This is a genomic window from Massilia endophytica (genome assembly GCF_021165955.1).
Taxonomy (GTDB): Bacteria; Pseudomonadota; Gammaproteobacteria; order Burkholderiales; family Burkholderiaceae_D; genus Rugamonas; species Rugamonas endophytica.
Map to the genome: position 1 here is coordinate 2,258,662 of NZ_CP088952.1, position 25,652 is coordinate 2,284,313.

Annotated in this window: 28 protein-coding genes; 12 read left to right on the forward strand and 16 right to left on the reverse strand. The window is 63.4% G+C overall.

The window, feature by feature from the left end; all coding sequences use genetic code 11:
* Positions 1-11 precede the first annotated feature (11 nt).
* The 5 genes from LSQ66_RS09995 to LSQ66_RS24715 form a co-directional block, all read right to left on the reverse strand.
* The gene (locus LSQ66_RS09995) at positions 12-353 is read right to left on the reverse strand and encodes an ArsR/SmtB family transcription factor (RefSeq protein WP_231769628.1); all 342 of its coding nucleotides are present in this window, start codon (positions 351-353) and stop codon (positions 12-14) included.
* A 39-nt stretch (positions 354-392) separates the two neighbouring features.
* Complete coding sequence (locus tag LSQ66_RS10000; protein ID WP_231769629.1) at positions 393-818, reverse strand: DsrE family protein; 426 nt, start codon at positions 816-818, stop codon at positions 393-395.
* A gap of 18 nt (positions 819-836) precedes the next feature.
* Complete coding sequence (locus LSQ66_RS10005) at positions 837-1,766, reverse strand: MBL fold metallo-hydrolase (RefSeq protein ID WP_231769630.1); 930 nt, start codon at positions 1,764-1,766, stop codon at positions 837-839.
* Positions 1,767-1,877: 111 nt separating this feature from the next.
* The gene (locus LSQ66_RS10010) at positions 1,878-2,450 is read right to left on the reverse strand and encodes a DUF302 domain-containing protein (protein WP_231769631.1); all 573 of its coding nucleotides are present in this window, start codon (positions 2,448-2,450) and stop codon (positions 1,878-1,880) included.
* 79 nt (positions 2,451-2,529) lie between these two features.
* Complete coding sequence (locus LSQ66_RS24715) at positions 2,530-4,152, reverse strand: methyl-accepting chemotaxis protein (RefSeq protein WP_269449167.1); 1,623 nt, start codon at positions 4,150-4,152, stop codon at positions 2,530-2,532.
* 181 nt (positions 4,153-4,333) lie between these two features.
* Here LSQ66_RS24715 and LSQ66_RS10020 point away from each other — a divergent pair, with 181 nt between their 5' ends.
* Genes LSQ66_RS10020 through LSQ66_RS10030 form a run of 3 tightly spaced genes read left to right on the forward strand, consistent with a single transcriptional unit; the run spans position 4,334 to position 5,492 of the window.
* Positions 4,334-4,630 (forward strand): ArsR/SmtB family transcription factor, encoded by a 297-nt coding sequence (locus tag LSQ66_RS10020; protein WP_231769632.1) that lies wholly within the window; start codon positions 4,334-4,336, stop codon positions 4,628-4,630.
* Positions 4,627-5,055 (forward strand): YeeE/YedE family protein, encoded by a 429-nt coding sequence (locus LSQ66_RS10025; RefSeq protein ID WP_231769633.1) that lies wholly within the window; start codon positions 4,627-4,629, stop codon positions 5,053-5,055. Before LSQ66_RS10020 ends, LSQ66_RS10025 begins: the two co-directional genes overlap by 4 nt.
* Before the next feature lie 11 nt (positions 5,056-5,066).
* Positions 5,067-5,492: a YeeE/YedE family protein gene (locus LSQ66_RS10030; protein ID WP_231769634.1), complete on the forward strand. Its 426-nt coding sequence runs from the start codon at positions 5,067-5,069 to the stop codon at positions 5,490-5,492.
* On the opposite strand, the gene LSQ66_RS10035 is transcribed toward LSQ66_RS10030, so the two are convergent.
* The 5 genes from LSQ66_RS10035 to LSQ66_RS10055 all read right to left on the reverse strand — a co-directional run bounded on the left by LSQ66_RS10035 (position 5,461) and on the right by LSQ66_RS10055 (position 7,962).
* Positions 5,461-5,862, reverse strand: a complete 402-nt coding sequence (locus tag LSQ66_RS10035; RefSeq protein ID WP_231769635.1) for a hemerythrin domain-containing protein — start codon at positions 5,860-5,862, stop codon at positions 5,461-5,463. The two genes, LSQ66_RS10030 and LSQ66_RS10035, sit on opposite strands and share 32 nt — an antisense overlap.
* A 9-nt stretch (positions 5,863-5,871) precedes the next feature.
* Complete coding sequence (locus LSQ66_RS10040) at positions 5,872-6,267, reverse strand: putative zinc-binding protein (protein ID WP_231769636.1); 396 nt, start codon at positions 6,265-6,267, stop codon at positions 5,872-5,874.
* Positions 6,268-6,389: 122 nt separating this feature from the next.
* Positions 6,390-7,109, reverse strand: coding sequence for a restriction endonuclease (locus LSQ66_RS10045; protein ID WP_231769637.1), 720 nt, complete (start codon positions 7,107-7,109; stop codon positions 6,390-6,392).
* A gap of 206 nt (positions 7,110-7,315) precedes the next feature.
* Positions 7,316-7,675: a HepT-like ribonuclease domain-containing protein gene (locus LSQ66_RS10050; protein ID WP_231769638.1), complete on the reverse strand. Its 360-nt coding sequence runs from the start codon at positions 7,673-7,675 to the stop codon at positions 7,316-7,318.
* On the reverse strand, positions 7,672-7,962 hold the full coding sequence (locus LSQ66_RS10055; RefSeq protein WP_231769639.1) for a nucleotidyltransferase family protein: 291 nt from the start codon (positions 7,960-7,962) through the stop codon (positions 7,672-7,674). The genes LSQ66_RS10050 and LSQ66_RS10055 overlap by 4 nt, the downstream gene beginning before the upstream one ends.
* 97 nt (positions 7,963-8,059) lie before the next feature.
* On the opposite strand from LSQ66_RS10055, the gene LSQ66_RS10060 reads away from it, so the two are divergent.
* Entirely contained in the window at positions 8,060-8,626 is a 567-nt protein-coding gene (locus LSQ66_RS10060) for a protein tyrosine phosphatase family protein (protein ID WP_231769640.1), read from the forward strand.
* A 6-nt stretch (positions 8,627-8,632) separates the two neighbouring features.
* Here the strand turns inward: LSQ66_RS10060 and LSQ66_RS10065 are convergent, their stop codons facing one another.
* Entirely contained in the window at positions 8,633-9,535 is a 903-nt protein-coding gene (locus tag LSQ66_RS10065) for a LysR family transcriptional regulator (protein ID WP_231769641.1), read from the reverse strand.
* 91 nt (positions 9,536-9,626) lie between these two features.
* Between LSQ66_RS10065 and LSQ66_RS10070 the strand changes: the two genes are divergently transcribed.
* Positions 9,627-10,016, forward strand: a complete 390-nt coding sequence (locus LSQ66_RS10070) for a carboxymuconolactone decarboxylase family protein (RefSeq protein ID WP_231769642.1) — start codon at positions 9,627-9,629, stop codon at positions 10,014-10,016.
* Here the strand turns inward: LSQ66_RS10070 and LSQ66_RS10075 are convergent.
* Complete coding sequence (locus tag LSQ66_RS10075; RefSeq protein WP_231769643.1) at positions 10,013-10,498, reverse strand: GNAT family N-acetyltransferase; 486 nt, start codon at positions 10,496-10,498, stop codon at positions 10,013-10,015. The two genes, LSQ66_RS10070 and LSQ66_RS10075, sit on opposite strands and share 4 nt — an antisense overlap.
* 5 nt (positions 10,499-10,503) lie before the next feature.
* Positions 10,504-11,100 carry a 2'-5' RNA ligase family protein gene (locus tag LSQ66_RS10080; protein ID WP_231769644.1) on the reverse strand — a complete coding sequence of 199 codons (597 nt, stop codon included), beginning with the start codon at positions 11,098-11,100 and terminating at the stop codon, positions 10,504-10,506.
* A gap of 153 nt (positions 11,101-11,253) precedes the next feature.
* Here LSQ66_RS10080 and LSQ66_RS10085 point away from each other — a divergent pair, with 153 nt between their 5' ends.
* From LSQ66_RS10085 to LSQ66_RS10100, 4 genes are all read left to right on the forward strand, one after another.
* Positions 11,254-12,333, forward strand: a complete 1,080-nt coding sequence (locus LSQ66_RS10085) for a M23 family metallopeptidase (RefSeq protein ID WP_231769645.1) — start codon at positions 11,254-11,256, stop codon at positions 12,331-12,333.
* A 65-nt stretch (positions 12,334-12,398) separates the two neighbouring features.
* On the forward strand, positions 12,399-12,986 hold the full coding sequence (locus tag LSQ66_RS10090) for a TetR/AcrR family transcriptional regulator (protein WP_231769646.1): 588 nt from the start codon (positions 12,399-12,401) through the stop codon (positions 12,984-12,986).
* Positions 12,987-12,999: 13 nt separating this feature from the next.
* The gene (locus tag LSQ66_RS10095; RefSeq protein ID WP_231769647.1) at positions 13,000-13,302 is read left to right on the forward strand and encodes a YciI family protein; all 303 of its coding nucleotides are present in this window, start codon (positions 13,000-13,002) and stop codon (positions 13,300-13,302) included.
* Positions 13,299-13,919: a DNA-3-methyladenine glycosylase I gene (locus LSQ66_RS10100; protein WP_231769648.1), complete on the forward strand. Its 621-nt coding sequence runs from the start codon at positions 13,299-13,301 to the stop codon at positions 13,917-13,919. The genes LSQ66_RS10095 and LSQ66_RS10100 overlap by 4 nt, the downstream gene beginning before the upstream one ends.
* Positions 13,920-13,980: 61 nt before the next feature.
* On the opposite strand, the gene LSQ66_RS10105 is transcribed toward LSQ66_RS10100, so the two are convergent.
* Both LSQ66_RS10105 and LSQ66_RS10110 read right to left on the reverse strand, forming a co-directional pair.
* Positions 13,981-16,914, reverse strand: a complete 2,934-nt coding sequence (locus tag LSQ66_RS10105) for a TIM-barrel domain-containing protein (RefSeq protein ID WP_231769649.1) — start codon at positions 16,912-16,914, stop codon at positions 13,981-13,983.
* A gap of 5 nt (positions 16,915-16,919) precedes the next feature.
* Positions 16,920-17,660 carry a polysaccharide deacetylase family protein gene (locus LSQ66_RS10110; protein ID WP_231769650.1) on the reverse strand — a complete coding sequence of 247 codons (741 nt, stop codon included), beginning with the start codon at positions 17,658-17,660 and terminating at the stop codon, positions 16,920-16,922.
* Positions 17,661-17,840: 180 nt separating this feature from the next.
* Between LSQ66_RS10110 and LSQ66_RS10115 the strand changes: the two genes are divergently transcribed.
* The 3 genes from LSQ66_RS10115 to LSQ66_RS10125 all read left to right on the forward strand — a co-directional run bounded on the left by LSQ66_RS10115 (position 17,841) and on the right by LSQ66_RS10125 (position 23,273).
* Positions 17,841-19,376: an alpha-L-fucosidase gene (locus LSQ66_RS10115; RefSeq protein WP_231769651.1), complete on the forward strand. Its 1,536-nt coding sequence runs from the start codon at positions 17,841-17,843 to the stop codon at positions 19,374-19,376.
* A 110-nt stretch (positions 19,377-19,486) separates the two neighbouring features.
* Complete coding sequence (locus LSQ66_RS10120) at positions 19,487-22,105, forward strand: glycoside hydrolase family 3 C-terminal domain-containing protein (RefSeq protein WP_231769652.1); 2,619 nt, start codon at positions 19,487-19,489, stop codon at positions 22,103-22,105.
* 4 nt (positions 22,106-22,109) lie between these two features.
* Entirely contained in the window at positions 22,110-23,273 is a 1,164-nt protein-coding gene (locus LSQ66_RS10125) for an acyltransferase family protein (RefSeq protein WP_231769653.1), read from the forward strand.
* Here the strand turns inward: LSQ66_RS10125 and LSQ66_RS10130 are convergent.
* Positions 23,270-25,648 (reverse strand): sialidase family protein, encoded by a 2,379-nt coding sequence (locus tag LSQ66_RS10130; RefSeq protein ID WP_231769654.1) that lies wholly within the window; start codon positions 25,646-25,648, stop codon positions 23,270-23,272. The two genes, LSQ66_RS10125 and LSQ66_RS10130, sit on opposite strands and share 4 nt — an antisense overlap.
* Between the last annotated feature and the right edge of the window lie 4 nt (positions 25,649-25,652).

Sequence of the window (25,652 nt, forward strand, 5' to 3'; positions counted from 1 at the left end):
GCGCGACAAGGTCAGGCGGCGACGGTCACGCCAGGCACCTCATGCCCCATCTCGGTGGCGAAACGGCCGCAGACGGAGCGGCACAATTCGATGGTGCCATGGTCCGCGATGCGGTAGTACACCTGCGCGCCTTCCTTGCGTCGGGCGAGAATCTTGGCGCGGTACAGCATGTTGATCTGGCGCGAGACGTTGGCCTGGGTGGATTCCACCTGCGCCACGATGTCGTTGACCGAACGCTCGCCGTTGCACACGGCGTAAAGGATCTTCAGGCGCGTGGGCTGCGACAGCAGTGCGAAATAATGCGAGACCTCCTCGAAGAGCGGGTCCATGTCCATGCTGTTGGTCGAATCCATGCTGTCGTTTGCCTGTGTTTGATGTTATTGGTGTGCTGCTCAGGGCTTCAGGTAGGCATAGCCTTCCTGCAGCTGGAGCCTTGCAGCTTCGGCCACGCCGGAGGGCACGATCTTCGCCTCCGGAATAACCTTGTTCTTGTCGATGTGGCGCGCCTCCAGCGTGTTGGCGCATACACGGAATTCAACCTTGTGATGCATCGAGAGTTCCTCGATGGCCGCGTCGTAGGGATTGCCGTTGCTGTTCTTCGCGCCATCGAGCATGAAGTCGATGCCAGCGCCGTTCGCCACCACCACGATCTTCACCTTCGGGCTGGCCTTCAGGTGGTTGCGGATATTGTTCAAGGCCGTCGTCGCGAGGCTGGAATCGGTGACGTGGTAGACCACCTTCTCCTCGCGCTGCTGGGCGGCCGCGCCGAAGGATGCAAAGGCCAGCAATGCCAGCAGCATGGTGCGGATGAATGTCATGTCGTTCTCCCTCGCGGTCTAGTGCGCGGACAGGCTTTCCTGTTCCATGCGCAGATAGGTTTCATAGGCGTTGATGCGGTTGGCCTGCTCGAAGGCCGGGTAGTCCTTGAAGCGTCCCCAATCGGTGGCGCGGTAGGCCTCGTCGAAGGTCGTCATATTGGCTACCGCATCGCCCATCGTCTTGCGCAGGAAACGCAGGTACTCGCGCGTGAGCATCATATCGTCTTTCGGCGCCAGCGAGCGGGCGCCGTGGCCGGGAATCACGACGCCCGGGTTCGTGGCCAGCATCCGGTCCAGGGTGTTCAGCCAACTGGCGCTGTCCGCATTGCCCACGAACGGAATGCGCCCGGTGAAGAAAAGGTCTCCCGCGAAGAGCACGCGGCCTTCTTCCACATAGAGCATGAGGTCTTCCGGCGAATGGGCGCCGCTGGCGTCGATCACCCGGAAATGCACGCCGCCCATTTCGAAACGCTCCTCGCCGCCGGGCGGCAGGGCAAGCCAGCGGTCCGCAGCGATCAGCTTCGTATCTTTATTGACCCAGGGAGCGAGGGCTTCCATGCGCTGCTCCAGGCGGCGCTTCGTGTCGTCCGACTCCAGTGTCGCGCGCCCTTTCTCGTGCGCCCAGATCTCTGCGCCCTGCGCCTTGAGCGCCTGCAGCCCGTAAAAATGGTCGGCGTGATAGTGGCTCACGATGACGCGCCGGATAGGCTTGGGAGTGATTCTGCGAATGGCGGCGGCCATGGCCTCGCCCAGTGCAGGCGTGGCCAGCGCGTCGAACACCACCACGCCGTCCCCCGTCACCACGAAGCCCGCGTTGGACATGAAGCCTTTGTTGCCCTGGCTCGCCATGCCGGCGCTGCCCTGGAAGAACCACACGTGCTTCGACACCTGGACCGGCTGGAGCACCAGCGGCGGCGCCGCCTGGGCCAGGCCCGAGAGTGCGAACATGAGAACCAGTGCCCTTCGCCAGAATCCCATCTGCGCCTTCCGTGAGTATGAGTGTTTAGTTATATGCGGATATTGCAGACCAAGTACGGGCGCTGTCAAGCAAAAAAGGAATCAGAATTCGCCGCGTGCGCCCCGGTCGAGCATCTTGGCAATGGTGGACCGCATCTGCAGGGCGGCGGTGCGCAGCTCGGGCGGCAGCTTGCGGCCCATGTGGATCAGCATGTCCATGTTGACGGTATAGAGCCACAGTCCGTCCTCCTTTTCGAGCAGGACGATGCGGCAAGGCAGGAAGGCTGCCATGTGCGGACTGAAATCGACCATGAGCCTCGCGGTCTCGGGGTCGCAATAGGAATAGACTTTCAGGAAGCGCTGCGGCTTGCCGGTGCGCGCTTCGAGTTCGCTCGAAAGCGGCAGCACGCCAACATCCTTGACGTTATCCTCCGCCGCCACGCTGGCCAGGGCCTCTTCCACTTCCTTGACCGTGACGCCAGGTTCGACCTTGCGCTCCCAGCTCGTAACGGCGGCGATATCGCCATCCTTCTCGATCCAGCGGTCCCACAGGCGCGCCGCTTCGGCGCCCGCGCCCTCTTCCAGCTTGCCCATGGTGCGCAGCGTACCGCAACCGGACAAGGCCGCGAGGGCGGCGCACAGCAGCAGCGCAGAGAACTGGGGAGGAAGAAGCATGGATCGCGATTCGCCGGTTTGCAAATCGCGAGATTGTAGCACTGCGCCGAAGGCGCCACAGGCGCCCCGGCGGAAGCGCTCAGCGCACCAGGGAAAGAACCTTGCCCGGAGCGGGCTGCAGGCGCGACGCAGGTTCGGAGGCGGCCAGCCTTGGGCCGCGGTGGGCGCCGCCCGCCAGCTTGAAGGTGCCAACGACAGCAAGCAGCTGCTGCGCCTGATGCTGCATGGAGTCGGCGGCGGCTGCCGCTTCCTCGACCAGGGCCGCGTTCTGCTGCGTCACATGGTCCATCTGCGCGATTGCCTGGTTCACCTGGGCGATGCCTGCGCTCTGCTCCTGGCCTGCGTTGGTGATTTCGGCCATGATGTCCGTGACGCGCTTCACGCTGGCCACCACTTCGCTCATCGTGGCGCCCGCGGTGTCGACAAGCTTGCTGCCCGCGTCGACCTTGTCCACCGAATCGCCGATCAGGGACTTGATCTCCTTCGCTGCCGCCGCGCTGCGCTGCGCGAGGTTGCGCACCTCGGAGGCCACCACGGCAAAACCGCGTCCCTGTTCGCCCGCGCGGGCCGCTTCCACGGCCGCATTCAGCGCCAGGATATTGGTCTGGAAGGCGATGCCGTCGATGACGGAGATGATGTCCACGATACGCTTCGCCGAATCGTTGATGGAACCCATGGTACCCACCACTTCGCGCACCACCTCGCCGCCGCGCATCGCCACCTCCGATGCCTTCTCGGCCAGTTCGTTGGCGTGGCGGACGCTTTCGGTGTTCTGTTCCACGGTGGAGGTGAGCTCCTCCATCGACGCAGCGGTTTCCTGCAGCGAGCTGGCCTGCTCCTCGGTGCGGGAAGAGAGATCGAGATTGCCGGTCGCGATTTCGACCGACGCGGTGGTGATGGCATCGGTGCCGTCGCGCACCTGCTGCACCAGCTTCGCCAGGCTGTCCTGCATGCGGCGCATGGCGAACATCAGGCTGTCCGTATTCGATTCGTCGTCCACCTCGATCTGCGCCGTGAGGTCGCCCGCTGCGATGGAGCCAGCGATGGAAGCCGCGTAATCCGGTTCGCCGCCAAGCTGGCGCGTTACATTGCGGGTGAGCCAGAAGGCCACGCCCGCGCCGATGATCAGGGCGCCGGCGCCGAAGGCCAGGCTGAGCACGAGCATGCGCTGGGAGGTCGCCGCCAGCTCCACCTTGCTCTTGTCCACCTCGGCGTTCTTTTCCTTGATCAGGCCAAGCAGCGCGCCGCGGATCTGGCGCCACAGCGGCGTTTCCTTCGCGTTCAGCAGTTCGATGGCGGCGGCCTGGTCCTGCTTGGCCAGCGCCACGATCTTCTCCTGCAACTCAGCCTGCTCGGCGTGCTGCGACTGGATCTTTGCCAGGGCCTCAGCCTCCTTGGTATTCGCCTGGGCGAGCGCCTGCGCTTTCGGCAGGGCCTCGCGGAAGGCTTTGCGCGCATCCGCCAGATTCTTGTAGCCCTGGGCATTGGCTGGCGCGAGGATCACATTGCGGAGCGCCTGCCCCATCTGCAGCCCTTGCGCATACAGCGTGCTGGTCTCGCCCAGGAAAGCCTGGTCCTGCTGGATGAAAGTGTCGAACTTTGCCGTGGCGTTCCGCATGCCGGTGATGGCCATGCCCAGGGCAACGGTGAACAGGAAAAATACCGAGCCCATGCACAGGGCCATCTTATGTTTCAGCTTCACTCTATCCTCGTCAGTTTTTTGTCCGGGCCACTCAACGGTGACCTCCATCAACAAAAGATACCATGCGGAAACATGTTTAGGTGAGGCGGATTGGCAACACTCATTCTTCTTTTTCATATATTATCTGTGAATAGATTATTACCCCGACAATGTCATGGCCGAACAACTTGATTTGGAGGCAATGCAAGCCTCTGCGCTGAAGGCCTGTGGGCTGCTGAAAGTACTGGGCAACCCTGACCGGCTGATGCTGCTATGCCAGCTCACCCAGGGCGAGTACTGCGTCAGCGAGCTGGAAACCCTGCTTCGGATCCAGCAGCCCACCCTCTCCCAGCAGCTCGGCGTGCTGCGCGAAGAGCAGCTGGTCAACACCCGCCGCGAAGGCAAGCAGATCTACTACTCGATGGCGAGCAAGGAAGCGCTGGCGGTCATGAACGTGCTCTATGGTCTCTACTGCCAACCGGAAGGAGGCGCCCAATGATCATCGACTGGGCGGCGTTCACTCCCTGGAAGTCGCTGATCGGCGGGCTTCTGATCGGGCTTGGCGCTGCGGTGTTCGTGCTGTTCAACGGACGGGTGGCAGGAATCAGCGGCATCGTGGGCGGCCTGCTGCGTCCTGCCCGCGGCGGCATGGCCTGGCGCATCGCCTTCCTCGCTGGCCTGGTTGCCGCGCCGCTTGCTTACGGTCTCGCAGGCGCACTTCCGCCTGTTCGCATCGATGCGGATGGAGGAACGCTGATTGCTGCCGGGCTGCTGGTGGGCTTCGGCAGCCGCTACGGGTCGGGATGCACGAGCGGCCATGGCGTATGCGGCATCGCGCGGCTTTCTCCGCGGTCCATGGCAGCTACCGCGGCATTCATGCTGTCCGGCTTCGGCACCGTGTACGTCTTGCGGCACATGATGTGAGGAGACGCCGAATGCAAATACTCATGGCACTTCTATCCGGCCTGCTGTTCGGCGTGGGCTTGATCGTTTCGGGCATGACCGACCCGGCAAAGGTGATCGGCTTCCTCGATATTGGCGGGCGATGGGATCCATCCCTCGCCTTTGTCATGCTGGGGGCGATTGCGGCGGGCTTCATCGGCTTCCGCCTTGCCCGCCAGCGCGAACAATCCCTGCTCGGCGAAGAGATGCATCTTCCCACGGCACGGCGCATCGACCGCAGGCTGATACTCGGGGCGATCGTGTTCGGCGCCGGCTGGGGCCTGGCCGGCTTCTGCCCCGGTCCTGCCCTCGCCTCCCTGCTCTCCGCAGGCATCAAGCCTGCCATCTTTACAGCGGCAATGCTGGGTGGGATGGCGGTGTTCGAGCTTATCGAACGGCTTCCTCAAGCGCGCCGCTGACTGGGCGCGCGGCATCCTCGGGGTGCCGTCTGCCGCCCTTGGCCTGCAGCGCATGGGCAAGCTCCGTATCCTCATTCGCCAGGTGCTGCTGGAACCAGATCGGCAACCAGGTGAGCGCCGCGCGGGCCTCGGACGGGGCCAGCGAGCGCAGGCTCCCCAGCAGTTCCGTGTGCTCGGCAACGTGCCTGTCGCGGCCACGGTAGTCCAGCGCCGTCATCAGCTCTTCCTCCAGGCGGAAGTCCTCCGCCAGGTCCTCGACCAGTTGTGCCATGCCTGCATTGAAACGTTCTCCCTGCATGCCCAGAAGGTCCCTCACCTGCACCAGCAAAATGTCGTGCACTTCGGCGAACAGCGCTATCTCGTGGTCCATGACCGCCTCCTATTTTTCGGACGCCTGTGGCAAGCCGGCTTCAGTTGCCAGCAACGCCTCAACCGCGCGCACCACTTCCGCCGCCTGCTGCGGATCATGCCGCGTGTGATAGCGCTTCTTCACGCCCAGCTGGGGGAGCAGCACATGATGCGTTGGTTCCACGCCGTGCTGCGCCAGACAGTGGCGCACGCAGGCCAGGGCACAGCCGTCGATGGCGATAATGCTGCGGCCCGACTGCGCCAGCCGCACCAGTGGCGCGACGCCACCGCCTACACCGGCAATACAGGACATCTCCGCACTGCCCCGGCTATCCAGCTCCAATGCGGCAGCATTGGCCGTCTGCGCCGCGCTCGAACAGCCGGAACAGGAATACACCAGCGGCAGCGCCGCATCGCGATGACTCATAGGACTTCCTTGATGTTTCCCAAACGGGATCGGTCAGTCCTAGGGTAACTCTCCACGCAGGCCGCCATCCTTAACCTGCTTTAAGAAAGTTCAATTTGCGCCACTGGACGAGCCCGGGTCAACTACAAGGTATTCAGGTGGTAGTGGCTGTGCGGCTGAAATATCAACGGCACACTTTGGGAAATCCCACAATTGTCCGGCGTTGGTGCGTGCTGCAACTGTGCATAACCGAGCACGTCGAAGAATCGATTTGCATCGATGAGCTGGATGGGCATTATGCGGCTTGTACTTTGCTCCGCAGCGCGCACGGCGCCTCTACTGAAGCGGGAAGAGGAAACAAACACACCCCGGGCGAATCCACCAAGGGTGAGCGCTCCCAGAAACGCTCTGATCTGCTCGACTTCTATCGTCCTCTTTTGCCGTTTCACCTGGACGCCTATTCGCTGGCCGTGGCCCGCTTCCAGAATAACGTCGATACCTCCGTCGTTTGAGTAGGCGGTTGCGGCCGACCTATAGTCCAGATCTCGGAAGACGTCGGCAACTATCAGCTCGAAGAGCCGAGGATGCATCGCAGCTCTGCGTTCGAACTTGCGCATCAGGTATCGCCTCACTTCCTGCAGCGGAAGATCGATATCACTCAGTGAGAACTCCTCCAGTGCCGACATCGATGCAAGCGTCACAGCCCAATACTGCCACCGCGTGGCGGGCAATACCGCTCTGTCCTCGGCAATCCACCACCCGCATCGCCGGGCATATGTGAAGACAAACCTTTCGCTCAATGATCCTGCCGTCAAGGATTGCATGAGGATCACCGCGAGGGGGCCCCGGGAAGTCTGGATCATTCACCACACTTTCATGAAATGCAGCGAATGCATCGAACTGGACGTTCCAGCAGTCGGGATCGTAGTCGTCGGTATCGCACCCGCAGTGGATGCATTGAAAGGTCTCTTCGTCCTCCGGCCTCCACCGCCACATCGGCAGGCGGCAGTCAACGACAGCGATGCTCGACGGACAATGCTGCCTGGCAGTAACCATGGGCTTTTCCTCTTCAGATACCCTTCACTAGACTACTCCGGAGCTGCTCGAAAAGTTGAGGGAGATCGGCATGAACGGTTTTCCACACGATCTCCAAGTCGACTTTGAAGTAGCCGTGTGCGAGAGCGTTACGCATTTGGCTGGCGGACGTCAGCGGCAGTTCCGGATGCCGCGCGGCGAATTCTGGAAAGTGCCTTTGAATGTTGTTGCTGGCCTCCCCCAGGATTTCGAAGTTACGCAGAACTGCATCTTGCACCAGCTCGTTCTGTAGAAATGAGACCTCGTCCAACAGCTCGGTGTACCGGTTGATGCGTTCGATTGCTTGCAACATATGCATCAAGTAGTCGACCAGACGCTGTTTGCCCTTGCTCATACCTGGATAGCTTCGGCCAGCACTTCCGCACGGAACCTGTCGGGTAGCGCCCTCGGAGTCAGCACATCAACCGGTACCCCCAGCAATTCGCATAGCTCGTGCCGAATGGCGCCGATATCGAACAGGGTGGTATCTGGGGTAGGATCAATGAGGAGATCCAGGTCGCTGTCTTCCGTGTCCAGCCCTTGAACTACTGAGCCAAAGACTCTTGCATTGTCGGCGCGGTGATTCGCGACAATCCGACGGATAGCCACACGGTGGCGTTGAAATGCGACAGATGGCTTCATGGTATGCCCTCAATCAGTTCTCAAATAGTACCACCTGTACGGCGCGGACCAAGCGTCGAGCAGGTATCATACGGTATCGTTCAGTTACCAAAATCACATGTCATTCGATACCTTGAGCAAACTCTATTTCCGCAGCGCGGTCCTGGTTGCAATAGTACTAGCGGTAGGTATCCTTGCAGCGAACGCGCGTGCTGACGCGCCATCTATTCAAGCCCCCAATGTCGTCGCGATCTCGCTCAGCATCGTGACCTCCGGGCAGCCGACGGCGGAAGCGCTGGCGCAGTTGTCGGAACAGGGATTCAAGGCCGTCATCTATCTCGCTCCGCCAACCGTCGGCGACGCCATCCCGAACGAAAGGGAGATCGTTGAGCGGCAGGGAATGGAGTTCCTCAATATTCCCATCCCCTTCGGCCAGCCCACCGACGCGGACTTCGAGCAGTTTGCGGCGGCGATGAAGAGGTTCGGCGGCGGCAAGGTCCTCGTGCACTGCCAGGTCAACATGCGTGCGTCGACCATGACCTTCCTGTACCGCACGGTGGTGCTGCGCGAAGCGCCCGAGAAGGCATATGAGGCGGTTGCGCGCGTCTGGTCGCCAAAGGGGCCATGGAAGCAGCTCGTTGTGTCCCAGCTGCGCAAGGCGAAAATTCCCTTCGAGCCCTACTGACTGCGCTCACCGGGCCGTCAGTGCGGCCTTTGCGAGCTCGATAAACGGCTGCATGATCGGCGATGGATTGCGGCTGCTGTAGGCCAGCACTATGCCCATGGTCAGCTTTGTTCCTTCCACCATCTTTCGGAACACGACACCCTGGCGCCGAACGGACGCCAGCGACGCGGGAATGAGCGCAATGCCCCTGCCATCCGCCACCTCCGCCAAAAGGATATGGTGATCAGGCGGTTCGGGAATCAGTTTGGCTTCGAATCCGATCTCTTCGAAGTAGCGCTTGCAGTGGTCGTAGAAGCCGGGATTCAGGCGGCGCTCGAACCAAAACACTGACTCGCCATCAAGATCCCGGAACGACAGCCTGCGCTTCCTCGCCAGAACGTGGCCCTCCGGCAGCGCCACGACGAAAGGCTCCTCGCGTATAGGCTCAACGACCAGGCCTTCCGCCCTTGTGTGCAAACCGATCAATGCTGCGTCGATGACCCCGTTCTTCAGGTCCCGGACCAGGCTGACCGAGTGCTTGCCCGATTCCTGCAGGCGCCAGCCGGGGAAGCGCTCCGAAAACTTGCGTGGCAGCTCACGGAACAGGCCGCGGTCGAATACCGTGGTGTATCCCAGCTTGAACTGCTCATGCCCTTTGCCGGCCGCCGCCTTTGCCACCGCGATTGCCTTGCTGGCCTGGGCCAGGGTCTTCCTGGCCTCCGGCAGGAACGCGGCGCCTGCCTCTGTCAGCGCAACACCGCTCTTGCTCCTCACGAAAAGCTGCACGCCCAGCTGGTCCTCCAGCTGCATGATCTGGCGGCTCAGCGGCGGCTGTGAAATGTGCAGGCGCTCCGCGGCGCGGCCGAAGTTCAGGTCTTCGGCCACCGCCAGGAAATAGCGCAGATGTCGCAGATCGATGTGGCTGTCCATACCGAAAAGGTATCACAAAAACGGTATTGGCGGCTTTGGCCGGCACGGCGCAAAGTACGGCCTGTCCACCCACGTCTTGAAAGGAAACGACATGAACGAGCGATATGAGCGCGGCATCGGAATGCTGAACCAGATCACCGGGCGCTCCGGCGAATCGGTAGTCAAGGCCCTTGCCGACTATGCGCCCGCGCTGGCCTGCATGGTTGTAGAGTTCCCATACGGCGATGTGTTCTCACGGCCGCAGCTCTCGCTGAAGCAGAGAGAGCTCTCCACCGTCGCCGTTCTCGCCGCCGCGGGCAACGCGCGGGACCAGCTGAAGGTGCATATTCACGGCGCATTCAACGTCGGCCTGACGCGCGAAGAGATCATGGAGACCATCATTCATACCGCCGTGTTTGCGGGCTTCCCGGCCGCCATCAATGGCATCTTCGCGATGAAGGAAGTGGAGGAAGAACGTACGGAACCCACACTCCGCGCTTAGCGGAGCGCCAGGGTGTAGAGCGCGTAGGGTACGCCGTGGATATCCGGTACGTCGGAGCGCCATTGGAAGCCCATGCGCAGGTACATCGGCAGCGCCACGTTCATGATCTGGCTGGTGTGCAAGGCGATCTCGTTTGCGCCGTCGCGCCGCGCCCGTGCAATGCATTCCTGGGCAAGCAGTCTGCCAATACCATGGCCTCGCGCCGCCGGGTCGACCACAAGCATGCGCATGATGGGCCATTCGGGCCGGAAGATGGCGGCCTTCGGCTTGTGGGGTCCGATATATCCCACGGCGCCGGCCAGCACGCCATGCAGCTCGGCGACAATGAGTTCGGCCTGCCCGGCAAGGGCCGACATGCCCTCCAGCCGCGAGCGGAACACGGGCCAGTCGGTGTACCTGTCCTGATACTGAGCGAATGCGCGGACGGCCAGCCCGTTCACCGCCTCGGCATCGCCAGCATGAAACTCCCGCAATTCGACCATTGCGATCAGCCCTCGAGCGTCCAGCTGCGTACCACGTCGTGGCGCGTGAGCCCTACGTGGCTTTTGACGAGCGTGAGTTCCGCGACCTTGAACACCACAGGCTCGATCGCGACGGGGCCGATGCTGTTGCGTGTGTCGTAGCCCAGCGTCATGTGCGGCTCGTAGCTCGATTTCAATTTGAAGCCCCGATCCGCCATCGCGCAGCCCAAGGTGGTGCGCAGATGGCGCACGCCGTTCATACCTTGCGCTCCTTTGGCGCCCGCGAGAACAATGGCGCCGCCGGAAAATGTCATCGCGGCGTCAAGATGCACTTCGATTGCTGGCAGGCGAACGCTGTCGGCGGCCAGGCACGCCTCCTCCACCATGGATGCGTCGACCGCATCGAGGGAGATATGCAGCCGCTCCGGTGCGATCCGCTTGCCTGTGACTCCGTGGGCCGAGAGCAGCCGCGCGGAGAACACATCGATACGCATTGCGTCAGCCGCGCCGGGACGCAGGGCAAAGAACCAGCTGTACGGCTCCAAGGCCGCAGGCTTGCGGGAAGGCTGGGGCGTGCGGGGCTTGGGCTGGGGCGCGCCTCCGAAAAGGTCCTGCTGTGGCATGGCCATTTCCTGTCGAAAGCTCGACACTATACGCCATAAGGGGCGCCTTTTTGTCAGCCTGGTCCGCGATTTGTGCGGCTCGTCGGATCGCCCGGACAAATTGCACACGCCGGGGATACAGTCGCGGCACCACAATCACAATCAGGGAGAATCATGAAGCACACCATCGCATGGGCGCTCGCTCTGCTATCGGCTGCCGCCATCGCCGGTCCGGTCGAAGTGAAGGTCCTGCCTTCCCAGCCTCTTATCGAACAGGGCAAACATCAGCAGCTCCTGAACATCGACTTCCTCATCAACAACGGCAGCGCCGGAAAGGTCACCCTGAGCGAGGTGGAGGTTTCGGTGCTCGGAGAACAGGACAAGCTGCTGGCCCAGTACCGGGTAGGCACGAACGGCATGAGCGTGGCCGTCATCCCGAATCGGGAGATCGAGGCTGGCAAGAGCGAACTTGTTTTCAACCCACTGTATGCCTATCCACAGGAGCTCGACCTCTCCACGCTGCGCTTCACCTTTCACTTCGCTGCTGGCAGTGAAACCAGGTACGAAGCGGAGACCATCGTCAAGCCACAGCGATTCACGCCCAAGGCGAAACTGAAGCTGCCGGTTGCAGGACCTGTTCTGGTACACGACGGACACGACTTCTACGGCCACCACCGCCGCCTGCCGCTGCTGGACCCGATGGCCATTGCCCTCAACTTCAAGCGCAACTTCATGCGCTACAGCTATGACTTCGTCGTCACGGACGACCAGGGCCGCATGTACAAGGGAGACGGCAGCCGCAACGAAGACTGGTACGGCTGGGGAGCGCCGGTCTCCGCGCCCGCGGCGGGCAAGGTTCTGCGCGCCGTATCCCACATTCCGGACAACGGCAACGGAAAGCCGCCTTCCTTCACGCGCGAACAGTTCATTGCCGATCCCTCCCTCATGTGGGGCAATCACGTCGAGATCGACCATGGAAACGGCGAAATCAGCCTGCTGGCCCACCTTAAGCAGGGCAGCGTCAGTGTGAAGGCCGGCGACACGGTGAAGGCTGGCGCGCAGGTCGGACAAATGGGCTTTTCCGGCGATGCCTTCCTCGTGCACCTGCACTACGATCTTAAAAACGGACCAGGATTCGATGCGGACGCCCTGCCCGCGCCCTTCTCCGGCTTCGAGCGACTCACCGGCAAGCAGTGGTTGAAGATCGGCCAAGGGCATGTGGACAGCGGCGACATCGTGCGCCGACGCGATTGAACGCGGATTGACAAGGTAGGACGACCGTCCTAGACTATCCAGGACGATTGACCTATCGAGTTGAAATGTCCGATCACACCACCACGCGGGACCGCATTGTCGCCGCCGCCGACGAACTGTTTTACCAGCGCGGCTTCGAGAACACTTCCTTCGCCGACATCGCGAAGGAAGTCGAGCTCTCGCGGGGGAATTTCTACTATCACTTCAAAACCAAGGACGAGATCCTGGCTGCCGTCATCGCGCGCCGCAAGGCGGGAACGCAGGCCATGCTCGATGCCTGGACAGCCAGCGCACCCACGGCCATCGAGCGGCTGCGCCGCTTCGCGGAGATGCTGATCCAGAACCGGAAGAGCATCCAGCGCTACGGCTGCCCGGTGGGAACCCTGTGCAGCGAACTGGCAAAGACCGGCCATCCCGCACAGGAAGACGCAGGAATGATCTTCGGCCAGTTCCGAAGCTGGCTGCGCGCGCAATTCGAGGGACTCGGCCACCGCGGCGAGGCGGATGCCCTCGCCATGCACCTGCTCTCGCGCAGCCAAGGTATCGCCACGCTGGCCCATACCTTCCACGACGAGGCCTTCATCCATCACGAAGTCAATGAAATCGGGCGCTGGCTGCTATCGCTGCAGCAGCCCGCTGGCAAATCCCGTTGAACAAGGAGAGCACATGCATATCATCTTTCTGAGATTCGGTCCCAACCGCGCCCAGGCCAGCCAATGGATGGCCGGGCATATGCAGTGGATACAGCAAGGCCTGGACGACGGCAGCTTCCTGATGGCAGGTTCGCTGGACTCGTCGCAAGGCGGCCTTGTGCTGGCGCGGGGCCTGGATACGGAGGAGATTCGGCGCCGGGTCGCCCTCGACCCGTTCGTGATCCATGGCGTGGTGCAGGCGGAAGTGCACCGCGTCACACCTTCGCGCCTGTCCACCGGGATGGCCGCGCTGCTGGAACCGCAGGCCGTTCAATGAGCGCCGGCGCGACGATTCCCGGCAGCGACGGCAAGCCGCGCTGCCGCTGGTGCGCGGCGGCGCCGGAGTTCGAGGCCTACCACGACAGCGAATGGGGTTTTCCGGTCAAGGACGATACCCGGCTCTTCGAAAAGCTTTGCCTTGAAAGCTTCCAGTCGGGACTGAGCTGGCGCACGATACTGGCCAAGCGCGAAAACTTCCGCCGCGCATTCCACGGCTTCGACTTTCACCGCATGGCCAGGTACGGAGACAAGGACCTGGCCCGCCTGCTTCAGGATGAAGGCATCGTGCGCCATCGGGGCAAGATCGAGGCGGTCATCCACAATGCAGCATGCGCTGTGCGCCTTCAGGAGGAACATGGATCGCTGGCCGCCTATTTCTGGCAGTTCGAGGTCGCCCCTGCCAGCGCAGCGGAGCCGCAGACCGCGTCGGTTTCGCCCGAATCGGTCGCCCTTTCCAAGGATTTGAAGAAGCGCGGCTGGAAGTTCCTGGGCCCCACCACGGTCTACGCCTTCATGCAAGCCATGGGGCTGGTGAACGACCATGCACCGGGCTGCGTCACGGCTTCCAAGGTCTCACAAGCGCGAAAGGCTTTCCGGATCTCGCCCTCGCTGTAGGGCAGGCCCAGGACGGCCGCAGCGATGGAGGCGGGCAGTATGCCGCGGCGAGGCATATTCGTCATGGGTTCCCTCCGAACGTCACGGCCATGGCTTTGCCATCGTAGCGCACGATCTTCGCCGCCGGGGATGGGCCGATGCCTTTGCCGTTTGCCTGATCGGCCAGCACCAGGTTCAGCGTGCGGCTTTTGACCATGCCGGGGAAGCTGCCCTGGCGGGCGCCTATCGCGAGCGTCCTTGCCTTGTCGTTCCACTTGAGCGTAACGCGGGCCGATTGGCCCCTTTCGTAGGCGTAGGTCTCGTTGTCGTCTTCATACAGAGTGAAGCTGCCGTCGGCGCCGGGATAAATACGGATTTCGTAGGGCGCGTCCGGCTGTTCGGTGGCGTACTGCACCACCGGCCCCAGAGGCAGGATAGCCCCGGCGCGCACATACAGCGGCAGGATGTCCAGCGGTACATTGCGCACCGCCGTTTGGCCGCCCTCGTGGCGCTCATTTGTCCAGAAGTCGTACCACGCGCTTCCCTTGGGCAGATAGGTGCGCATGCTCATGTCCATTACCGGCGTCTTTTCCGCCATCGCCCGCAGGGAACTCGGCGTGCGCCAGGCAAGGCGCACGCTGCGGTCCGACGTGGCCTGGTAGTACTCCAGCATCAGTTTGAGGCGCTGCCCTTTGCGCAAGGTCTGGCGCGTGGTGGCCAGGCGCTTGCCGCCGTTTTCCCAGTTCTGGATGACGGCGGCGCCGTCGAGGTAGAGGCGATAGCCGTCGTCGCCCTCGACGCCGATCTCGTACTCGCCGTCCTCCGGCGCCTCCAGCGTACCGTTCCAGCGAACGGAGAAGTCGTCCAGCTGGCGCAGCCCGCCGGGAATCGTGGCCAGCGGCGGCGCAGGCCACACATGGTCGATGACCTGGTCGATCACCTGGCCCTTCGGCACTTCGAAATTGCGTCCTTCGAAATACTGCCCTGCCAGCCCAGGCTTGCCGTCCGGCGTGCGCAGATAATCGGCCGGGATCGTTGCCGGAGGCGGCGGCTGCATGCGGAACATGGGCCTGGTGACCGGATGCACCAGCAGGGAGGGGCCGAACATGAAGGCATCGTCGATGCCATATGTCGCCTTGTCGTCCGCGAAATCCATCGGCAGGGCGCGCATCAGCGTGTAGTGGCTGCTGGTGACTTTGGCGCTCAGGCCATAGGTATAGGGCAGGAGCCGGTATCGCAGATGGGCCGCACCGAGCAGCGATCTGTACACCTCGGGGTCGAGCGTCCTGAAGATGTAAGGCTCGCGCTCGATATCGGTGCCGTGCACACGCATGATGGGGTTGAAGGCGCCATACTGGAACCAGCGCGCGAAAAGCTCGCGGTAGGCCGGATCGCTCTGCCCGCCGGGGTAGTCGCGGCTGACGAAGAAGCCCCCGGTATCCTGGGTCCAGTATGGGTTGCCGGTGATGGTGACGCTGACGCCGCCGCTCACCTGCTTGCGCAAGGTATCCCAGCTGGCGAAGATGTCGCCGGACCAGGATGCGGCCGCGGTGCGCTGCGCCCCCGCCCAGGCGGAGCGGGTCAGCGTGAACACACGCTTGTCGCTGGTGGCCCGCTGGCCATCGTAAGTGCCCTGGGTGGTCAGCAGTGTGTAGGGGTTCAGGTAGCGGGCGAAATCGCCCAGGGCGTTCCGGCCCAGGGATTTGATATCGGCTTCGTTGCGCGCCGCATCCCACGCGGCGGAACCGACTTCCACTTCGGTGCCATCCATCCACAGCGCGTCAACGCCCTTGTCGAACAGGCCGGACTTCACATGCTTGAAGTAGATCTGCCGCCCCTTGGGGCTATAGGCGTCGTAGATGCGCGCCTTCTGCGAGATCCAGTGCAGGGGCTCGAACCGCAGGCCATGCTGGTCCAGTTCCCTGGCCAGCGCCGTGTCGTTGCCCACTGACGGCCATATCGAGACCATCAGCTTCAGATTGAGCTTGTGCAGGCGGTGCGCCATGCCCTTGGGGTCGGGGAAACGCACCGCGTCCCAGATCATGCCGCTCCAGCTGCCGTCCTTGTCGCTGCCCCAGTACTGCCAGTCCTGCACGATGTAATCGAGCGGGAAGCGCTCCTTGCGGAAAGTTTCGGCCACTTCGACGATGCGGGCCTGGGTGGGATAGCGCTCCTTGCTCATGAACAGGCCGAAAGCCTGTTTCGGGAACATCGGCGCCGCGCCGGTGAGCCGCCGGTATTCGCCTACCACATCGTCCATGGAGCTGCCGCCCATGAAGTAGTAGTCAACGCCGCCGGGCGCGCTCTCGGCCCACAACCTGGCGCCTTCCGGGCCGTCCTGGAAACGCATCTTCGAATAGGTATCCCAGAGGACGCCGTAGCGCTCGGAAGACATCATCACGGGGATGACGATGCCCAGGTTGGTCTGCACCAGCAGCAGGTCCTGGTTGCGGCGGTTGACGGCGTCGCTGTCGGTGTAGCCGAAGCCGAAGATCGCTTCCTCCGGCTTGAGGATGAAGCGGTTCTCCACCTCATAGGAGGGGCTGCCCGCCATCTCCACCGCCTTCACCGACTGCGGCTGCGCGGACTCGCGCGTGTACAGGCGGCCCGCGCCGTCCATGAAAGTCAGCGCCCCCGTCCTGCGGTCGATGGCGATGCGCAGGCTGCGGCTCCTGACCGTCAGCGTATCGGCACTTTCTTCCAGCTCGAAGACGGCCGCGCCGGGCTTGCGGACCACCACCAGGCTTGGACTGGTCCAGTAGTTCTTGCCAAGGTTGGCGTTCACCCGCACCGTGGCCGGGCCATAGAAGAGCACATTCTTGGTGACGCCGCCGGTGCGGAACTGCACACCATCTTTCAGGCGCGTGTAGGCAAAGCCGTCCTTGCTGGCGATGGGCTGCGCAAGCAGATGGCCGTTGCCGTCCAGCCCAGTGGAATCGGCGGCATGGACCTCAGGCGCGCAAACTGCCGCCAGGACCAGCGGAACGGCCAGGACAGCTTCAAACAGTTTTCTCATGCGTCTCACTTGGCGTCTTCCCAGCTAAGATGCACGACCTTGTAGCCGTTTTCCTGGATCGCCTTCAGGAGCGCCGGAAGCGCGTCGGCTGTTGGCTGGTTTGCGTCGTGCATCAGGATGATGCCGCTTCCGCTGCGGTTCAGCCTTTCCACCAGGCGCTCCACGAGGGTAGCGGTACGCATGTCGTTGGGCGCATAGTCATCGATCCCCACGTCTATCGACGCTACGGTAACGTTGCGCTCCTTGAGCGCCGCCAGGATCGCGGGTGTCTCGTCCAGGAAGGGGAAACGGTATGCCGCGGGAGCCTGGCCGAATACGGCGGAAAACGCTTGAATGCCATTCTCGAGGTCAGCCAATTGTTCGGACACCGGCATCGACTTGAGTGGCGGATGCGCAAAGCTGTGCAGGGCCGGAGTATGGCCCGCCTGGACAACCCGCCGCCCAAGTTCGGGATACCGCGAGAGATTCGCGCCCGTCATGAAGAAAGTCGCCTTGACACACTGCGCCGCAAGCGTTTCCAGCACGCGGTCCAGCGTTTCCGGTATCGGGCCGTCGTCGAACGTCAGTGCGACTTCGCCCTTCTGCAACGGGAGCGGCAGATGCTGTACCGTTCCATACGCTGCGTACTCGCGCTTGAGCGTCAAGGTGCGGGACGTACCCAGGGCGCCCGGCGCGCAGGCCGCGTAGGCGCTGCCGATCTGCGTTCCGAGCAGAAGGAGGCAGAAAACTTGACGTACTAATGTCATGATGCGTCTTCCAGTGGATTGTCTCCAGCCATTGTGCAAGCAGCGGGAATCCGGCGGCAATTGCGAAACTTATCAAAGGCAGGAACGATATTTCACATCCCAGGCCTTCTTCCTTGCCCGCGCTGTGGATTGCATTTAGCCTAGGCAGCCGTCAATGTTCACAATCCCGGAGCCAAACCAATGCCCACCCGCCGCGCCGCGCTGCTGGCGATTGCCGCCCCGCTCTTCCTTCACATGCCGATCCAGGCAGCTCCCGCCGATGAAACGCCCGTCCAGCTGAATACCGTCCCGGGGCCTTTCCGTCCCGATGCCAGCTCTCTCCGAACCTACAAGACCCCAGAGTGGTTCCGCGACGCGAAGTTCGGCATCTGGTCGCACTGGGGCCCGCAGTCCGTTCCGCGCGCGGGCGACTGGTACGCACGCAACATGTACATCTATGGCACAGGGCAGTACAAGCACCACCTTGAGCACTACGGCCACCCCTCCAAGCACGGCTACAAGGACATCATCCCCTTGTGGAAGGCGGAGAAGTTCGATCCGGACGCCTTGATGGCGCTGTACAAGAAGGCGGGTGCGCGCTACTTCGTCAGCATGGGCGTCCACCACGACAATTTCGACCTGTGGGATTCGAAGCATCATGCCTGGAACGCCGTGAAAATGGGCCCGCAGCGCGACATCGTGGGCGACTGGAAGAAGGCCGCGCAAAAGGCGGGCCTGCGTTTCGGCGTATCGGAACACCTGGGCGCCAGCTACGCCTGGTGGACGCCCAGCCATGAATACGACCAGACGTGGCCGATGCTGGGCGTGGACTACGACGGCGCCGATCCGAAGTACGCCTCGCTGTACCACCGCGCCCACAACCAGCCCTACCGCGGCTCGAGCACCTGGTACACCACGGACACGCGCTTCCACCAGGAGTGGTTCAACCGCATCACCGACCTGGTGACGCGCTACGAGCCGGACTTGCTCTATACGGACGGCGGCATTCCGTTCGGCGAGGTGGGCCGCACACTGGTGGCCAACTTCTACAACGCCAGCGTGGCCCGCCACGGCGGCAGGCTGGAGGCCGTGTACCACCACAAGGATATTGGCTCCGGTGAGTTCATCCGCGAAGCGGGCGTGCAGGACGTGGAACGCGGCGTCATGGAGGGCATCAATCCCCTGCCCTGGCAGACCGACACTTCGATCGGCGACTGGTTCTACAGCGAAGGCTACAAGTACAAGTCCACCACAGACGTCGTGCACATGCTGGCCGATATCGTGAGCAAGAACGGCAACCTGCTCCTGAACGTGGTGCAGTACCCGGACGGCAGCCTGCCGCCGGAGCCCATGAAGTTCCTGCAGGAGATGGCGGAATGGATGGCCGTGAACGGCGAAGCGATCTACGGCACCCGTCCCTGGAAAATCTTTGGCGAAGGCCCCACCAAGGCCGCTTCCGGCCACTTCAGGGAGGATACCGCCTACACGCCGCAGGACATCCGCTTTACCGCCAAGGGCGGAGCGCTGTATGCCATCACCCTGGGCTCTCCCACGGGCGCAGTTCGCATCCAGTCTCTCGGCCGCAAGGCGGGGCTGGAGCAGCGCCCTGTGAAGGCAGTCACGCTGCTGGGCAGCACCGCGCCGCTGCACTGGGAACAGACCGCCGACGCCCTGGTCATCCAGCTGCCCGCCAGCCTGCCGAGCAAGATGGCCACCAGCTTCCGCGTCAGCTTCTAGCCGGCATACCGGTTTGGATATCGATCGCGCGCGAAAAGTTATTGGTTCGGCGCCAACTTAGCGATTACATTGGCATTCCGTAAATATGAAATCGTTTTCACGGAGTGCCCATGCAGAAGAAGAACGTCCTGGCCGCGCTATATGCCTCCCTTTTCCTGGCTGCGGCCGCGCCCAACCCGGCCAGCGCCGCCGACGCGCGGCGGGAAGCGGAAGCGCGGGCCAACGCGCTGGTCACGCAGATGACGCTGGACGAAAAGATCGATCAGCTGCTGAACGTGGCGCCCGCCATTCCGCGCCTCGGCATCCCTGCCTATAACTGGTGGACCGAGTCGCTGCACGGCGCCATGGGCCCCATCCCCACCACCAATTTCCCCGAACCCATCGGCCTTGCGGCCACTTTCGATGCAGACCTGGTCAAGCGGGTGGCGGCGGCGATCAGCGTCGAGGTGCGGGCGCTGCATACCTTGGGCCGCCAGACCGGCCGTCTGGGCCGCATCGGCACCGGCCTCGATACCTGGTCGCCGAACATCAACATCTTCCGCGACCCGCGCTGGGGACGAGGCCAGGAGACCTATGGCGAGGACCCGCATCTTGCTGCCACGCTGGGCGTCGCCTTTATCCAGGGGATTCAGGGCGGCAATCCGGATCTGCCCGACGTCATTGCCACGCCAAAGCATTTCGCCGTGCACAGCGGGCCGGAACCGACGCGCCACACGGCCAACGTCTTCGTGTCGGCGCACGACCTGGAGGACACCTACCTGCCCGCCTTCCGGGCCGCCATCGTCGATGCCAGGGCGGGGTCGATCATGTGCGCCTACAATCGCATCAACGGCCAGCCCGCCTGCGGCAGCGAACTGCTGATGAACGAGCATCTGCGCGGCGCCTGGGGCTTCAAGGGATACGTGGTGTCCGATTGCGACGCGGTGACCGACATTTCGGAACAGCACAAGTACGCGCCCGATCCCGCCGCCGCGGTGGCGGTGGCCCTCAAGGCGGGCACCGATAACGAGTGCAACACAAAAACCTTGGGCGACACGCCCAACCTCGGTGCGCGCTACCGCGAGGCCTGGCAGCGCGGTCTGATCGGCATGGGCGACATTGACAAGGCGCTGGTCCGCCTGTTCTCCGCTCGCTACCGCAATGGCGACCTCGCAGGGCTGCCGCAGCGCGACGGCAAGGCAGTGCCTGTCAGCGCCATCGGCACACCCGCGCACCAGGAGCTTGCGCTGCGGGCGGCGGCGAAAAGCCTCGTGCTGCTGAAGAACGACGGCGTACTGCCCCTCAAGGCAGGCGCGAAGCTGGCGGTCATTGGTCCGCTGGCTGACGCCACCCGCGTCCTGCGCGGCAACTATTCGTCGACCCAATCCGCGCCGCCCGTGTCGGTAATGGACGGCTTGCGCCAGGTGCTTCCGGAAGCGCAGCTCACGCTGGTGCCCTCCGGCGCTTCCATCACGGACGGCAATCCTGTTCCCGCCGCTTACCTGCGCACGCCTGACGGGAAACCGGGCCTGCGCGCCGAGTACTACAACCGCCACGACGGCAAATACGAAAGCAAGCCTGTTCTCACGCGCGTTGAATCCGGCCTCGAATCGCACGCGCTTGAATACAAGGCCGTCGCGGATCATCACAGGATAGTCTGGCGCGGTTTCCTGACAGCCCCGGAGTCCGGCCTGTACCGCTTCGGCGTCAGCGGAGTGAAAGGCACGCTGAAGGCTGGCGGGCGCACGGTCAAGGTGGCGAAGCACTCCCAGTGGGGCGAGCCGCTGCAGCTCCACACCCTGCAGCTGGACAAAGGCCAGCGCTATCCCCTGCAGTTTGAAACCGAGACAGGCGTCAGCGGCGTACCCGGCCTGTTCTGGCAGCGAATTTCGCGCGATCCGTACGCCGAACTGAAAAAGCGCGCAGCCGGGGCCGACGTGCTCGTCGCCGTGCTCGGCCTGACCTCCGATCTGGAAGGGGAAGAAATGGCGCTGAAGGCCGAGGGGTTCTCGGGCGGTGACAGAACATCGCTGGAACTGCCCGCCGACCAGCGCCGCCTGCTGGAGCAGGCGAAGGCCTTGGGCAAGCCCTTGGTTGTGGTGCTCATGAACGGCAGCGCCCTCGGCCTGTCGTGGGCCAAGGATAACGCCGACGCCATTCTGGAAGCCTGGTATCCAGGCCAGAGCGGCGGCCTCGCGGTTGCCAACGTGCTGACGGGCCGCGCCGATGCGGGCGGCCGCCTGCCCGTCACCTTCTATCGGGGCCTGGACGACCTGCCGCCCTTCGACGACTACTCCATGCAGGGACGAACCTACCGCTATTACAAGGGCACGCCCCTGTATCCCTTTGGCGCAGGCCTGAGCTACACGAGCTTCGAATACGGACCTCTCCAGGTCGTGTCCGTGAACGGCTCTCCGGAGAATGGCCTGCTCGTCACAACGGAGATCGTCAACACGGGCAAGCGCGATGGCGACGAAGTCGCCCAGCTCTATCTGAAGCCGCCTTCCTTCGAGGGCGCGCCTATCCACGCGCTGCGCGGTTTCGAGCGCATCTCGCTGAAAGCGGGGGAACGCCGCCAGGTCAGTTTCCGCCTTTCGCCACGCGACCTCAGTTTCGTCACGCGCGACGGCTCGCGCCAGCTGATTCCGGGGCAGTATCAACTGAGCGTGGGTTCGGGCCAGCCAGGAACCGGCGTACCGGGCCGGCAGGCGCACGTTGCGCTGAGCCACCCCGTCGTACTGGAAAAGTAGACATATGCAGCGCGCGGTGACAGCACGCTGGCAGGCGCTCGATTGGCTGCGGGGCCTCAGCATCATTGGCATGCTGCTGAACCTCACGCCGGGGGCATGGGAGAAGCAGTACAACTGGATGGTCCATGCGAAATGGGAAGGCGGAACCCTGATCGACATGGTGGCGCCGGCCTTCCTGTTCTGCATTGGGGCAGCGCTGCCGATATCGCTGTCGCAAAGGGTAAAGACCGGACAATCGAATGCCGCGCTCTGGCGCCACGGGCTGTGGCGCGCGGCAATGCTAGTCGCTGTGGGCCTGTTCCTGAACGCATGGCCCGCTTCCGACTTGGCGCATTTGCGCATTCCCGGCGTACTGCAGAAAATCGGCCTTGCCTTCGCCCTGGCGCTCGCAGTGATCCTCTTGTCGCTGCGGCGGTCGGCGAGCGGCGAGGCGGTGTTCAGGCCTCGCCTGCTGTTCGCGGCCACCGTGTTCATCCTCGTTTCGCACTGGGCCCTGCTCTACTTCGTTCCCGTACCGGGCTTCGGTGCGCCACGTTTCGATCCTGTCGGCAGCTGGCCTGCGTATGTCGACCGGAACCTGTTCACCGTCCCGCATATGTTCATCTGGTGGCCGGTCGACGGCAAAGTGGTTTTCGATCCCGACGGGCTGCTCAATGCCTATACGAGCAGCGCCGGCATCCTGATCGGCGTACTGGCCGGGCTGGCACACCTGAGCGGCAAGGTCGAACACCCCGCCGTCGCGGCCTTTGCCGCCGGTGCCGCCCTGATGGCGGCTGCGCTGGCGCTCGACGGGATCTGCCCGGTCATCAAAAACATCTACACCTCCACTTTCGTCCTTTTCAGCAGCGGCTTCTCTCTGGTTCTGCTGGGCGCATTCAGCCTGCTCATCGGCCTGCCGAAAAGCGGCACGGTGCTGTTCCCGCTTCAGGTGTACGGGGCCAACCCTCTGCTGGCCTACATCACCAGCTTCGTGCTGGCGCCACTGCTCGATTACAACTGGGGTCATGCAGGCGGAAGCTTTGCATCCATCCGCAGCATGGGCCAGCAGGCCTTGAGCCAGGTGAGCGATCCCTATGCGGCCTCGCTCACCTTCGGCCTGATTTACCTCGTGCTGCAGTTTCTGGTGCTGCTTGTCTGCTACAGGCGGCGTTGGTTCCTCAAGCTCTAGTTGGTGTAGAGCAGGCCGCGGCCGGTGCCTGAGAAGTAGATCCGGCCGTAGATGTTCTGGTCCGCCGCCATTACGCCTATGCCGCCGTACTGGTGCGCATCGTCGTTGAAGCGCGTCCAGCTGGCGCCGCCGTCATCCGAACGGTACACGCCCCACTGGCCGTCGGCCGCACCCGCCACGTAAACCGCGGACGAGTACGGGGCGCCTGCCGCCGCCTTGCCCAACGCGACCAAGGTGGCGCCCTGCACCACCGGTATGAACTGGTTGCTGCCGCCCCACACTGAGGCGAACCTTGTGATCTTCGTCCAGTTCGCACCTGAATCCGTGGAGTGGTAGATGGCGTTGCCGTCGGCCAGCCAGATGTCGCCTTCCGCGTTCGGGTTCACTGCGAGTGAGGCATTGCCGAAAGCCGTCACCATCGCTCCCATGTCCTTGAAAGAGGCGCTTTCGGTAAAGGTCCGCCCGCCGTCCGCCGAATACCAGAAGTGCGCCGTATCGGACCACTGGTTCCACCACGCGCCACCCGAGTTGTAGGCATAGACCTTGTTCGGGTTCCTGCGGTCGGCTGCGAGGCGGTAGCCGCGGTTGATGCCGACGCCGGAGAGCGCAGGCAGGTTGGTCGGAGTCCATGTTGCGCCGTTGTCCGTGGTGTAGGAGGGCACCGAATTGGCGGGCGCCCATACCGCACGGTTGCGGGCGGTGACAACGATGTTCGACTCGCCGCTCGTGTTCTGCGCCCCTTGCGGCAGGCTCGCGAACGCCTCCCAGGTCTTGCCGCCATCGCCCGACCAGTGAGCCGCAACGGCGCCGCTCCAGTTGACGACGCCAATTGCGGCGATGTAGAGCGGATCGGACCATGCCATGTCGGCGGAGTTACCGTTGCTCCAGCCCAGGCCCGGCCCCTGTGTCGGCGTGGCGGCAAGGTCGGTATCCACCCAGGTGCCGACGTCGCCCGCGCTGTTGATGAGGATATAGGGTGCGCCAGCGGGCGGCGTGGCCACGGCAATGGTCGCGGTTTCTTCGATCCCTGCAATCGTTCCTTTCCAGGCCGGCGTGGCCGACGACGCATCCCAGGTCTCGAGAATGCCGCCGCCATGGACGTGCAGGATGTGATCGGGATTGAAGGGGTCAATCTCCACGTCGTCAACCCAGCCGGAGGCAGTTTCGCCAGGCGTCATCGCTTCGATTTCGCGCCATGTCTGGCCGCCGTCGTCGGACAGCTGGACGATCTGCTGGCCGTTCCAGTTGCCCCAGGAGTTGGTCACGCCCAGCGCGATGCGGGTGGAAGCGCCCCTGCCGGACACCGACAGGCCGCCCATACCGAAGTTCGTTCCGCCATCCGGGTCTTCACTTTTGAGCAAGGTCCAATTGCTGCCGTCGAACTTGTAGAGCCGGGCCGGTCCGCCTGCGCCCGGACCTGCGCCCTGCGTGAACACGACGTAGAACACGCCGTCGTCGGCGCGCACCATATGCGGGATGTGATAGCCCTGCACCGGCGTGGCAACCGGCGCCCAGCTCTCGCCGCCGTCCGTGGACTTGTACATGCTCGACGCCAGGCCTGCAACACTGGCGTAGTCCGGTGCGATGGCGGCGTAGATGGTCCGGGTTGTGGCGCCGTCCCCGGGATGCTTCTTCGCCTTGTGCGGCCCCTTGATGTCCGTGTCGTACACCACCAGTTCCACGCCCATGGCGCTCCCGCCGAAGGCATTGACCTGGTCCTGGGTCATCGTGGCGGCCGACAGCGAGGCCACCTGCGCCCACGTCCGGCCCGAGTCGGCGCTCTTCCACAGCCCGGCCGTGCGCGATGCATAGAACAGCGTCGATGGCAGGTTCGGATCGACCATGAGGCGCTCGCCCATGGCGCGCCCGCCATTGTTGCCCCCAACGGGGAACGGCAGGTCGACGTGAGCCCAGTGGTCGCCGCGGTCGCTGGAGATGTAAAGGCGCCCATTGCCTTCGAACGTGTACATGCCGGTAACCATGTACACGAGCTGGTCGTCCGTCGGATCGACGGCGATGCTATCCACGCCGTGGAACCTGCTCTCGGCCGCGCCGAAGCCCAGACCGTCGGTGATCGGCGTCCACGACGAGGTCTTGTGGTTCCAGCGGTAGGCGCCGCCGATGTCGGTGCGGGCGTACAGCACCTTGGGCGAAGCAGGATGGAAGATGAGGCCAGTGACGTAGCCGCCACCGCCAAACTTCACGCTGTTCCAGGTGGTGGCTGCGGCATCCGGCACCACGCGGCCACCGGCAAGCAGGCGCGGAGCGGCGCCACTGTCCGGCGTGCCACTATCGGGGCCGCTGCCTCCACAGGCAGCCAGAAGGCCGGACAGCAGGGCCGGAACGAGAAGGTGGACGGTGTGCTTCCTGTTCAAGATA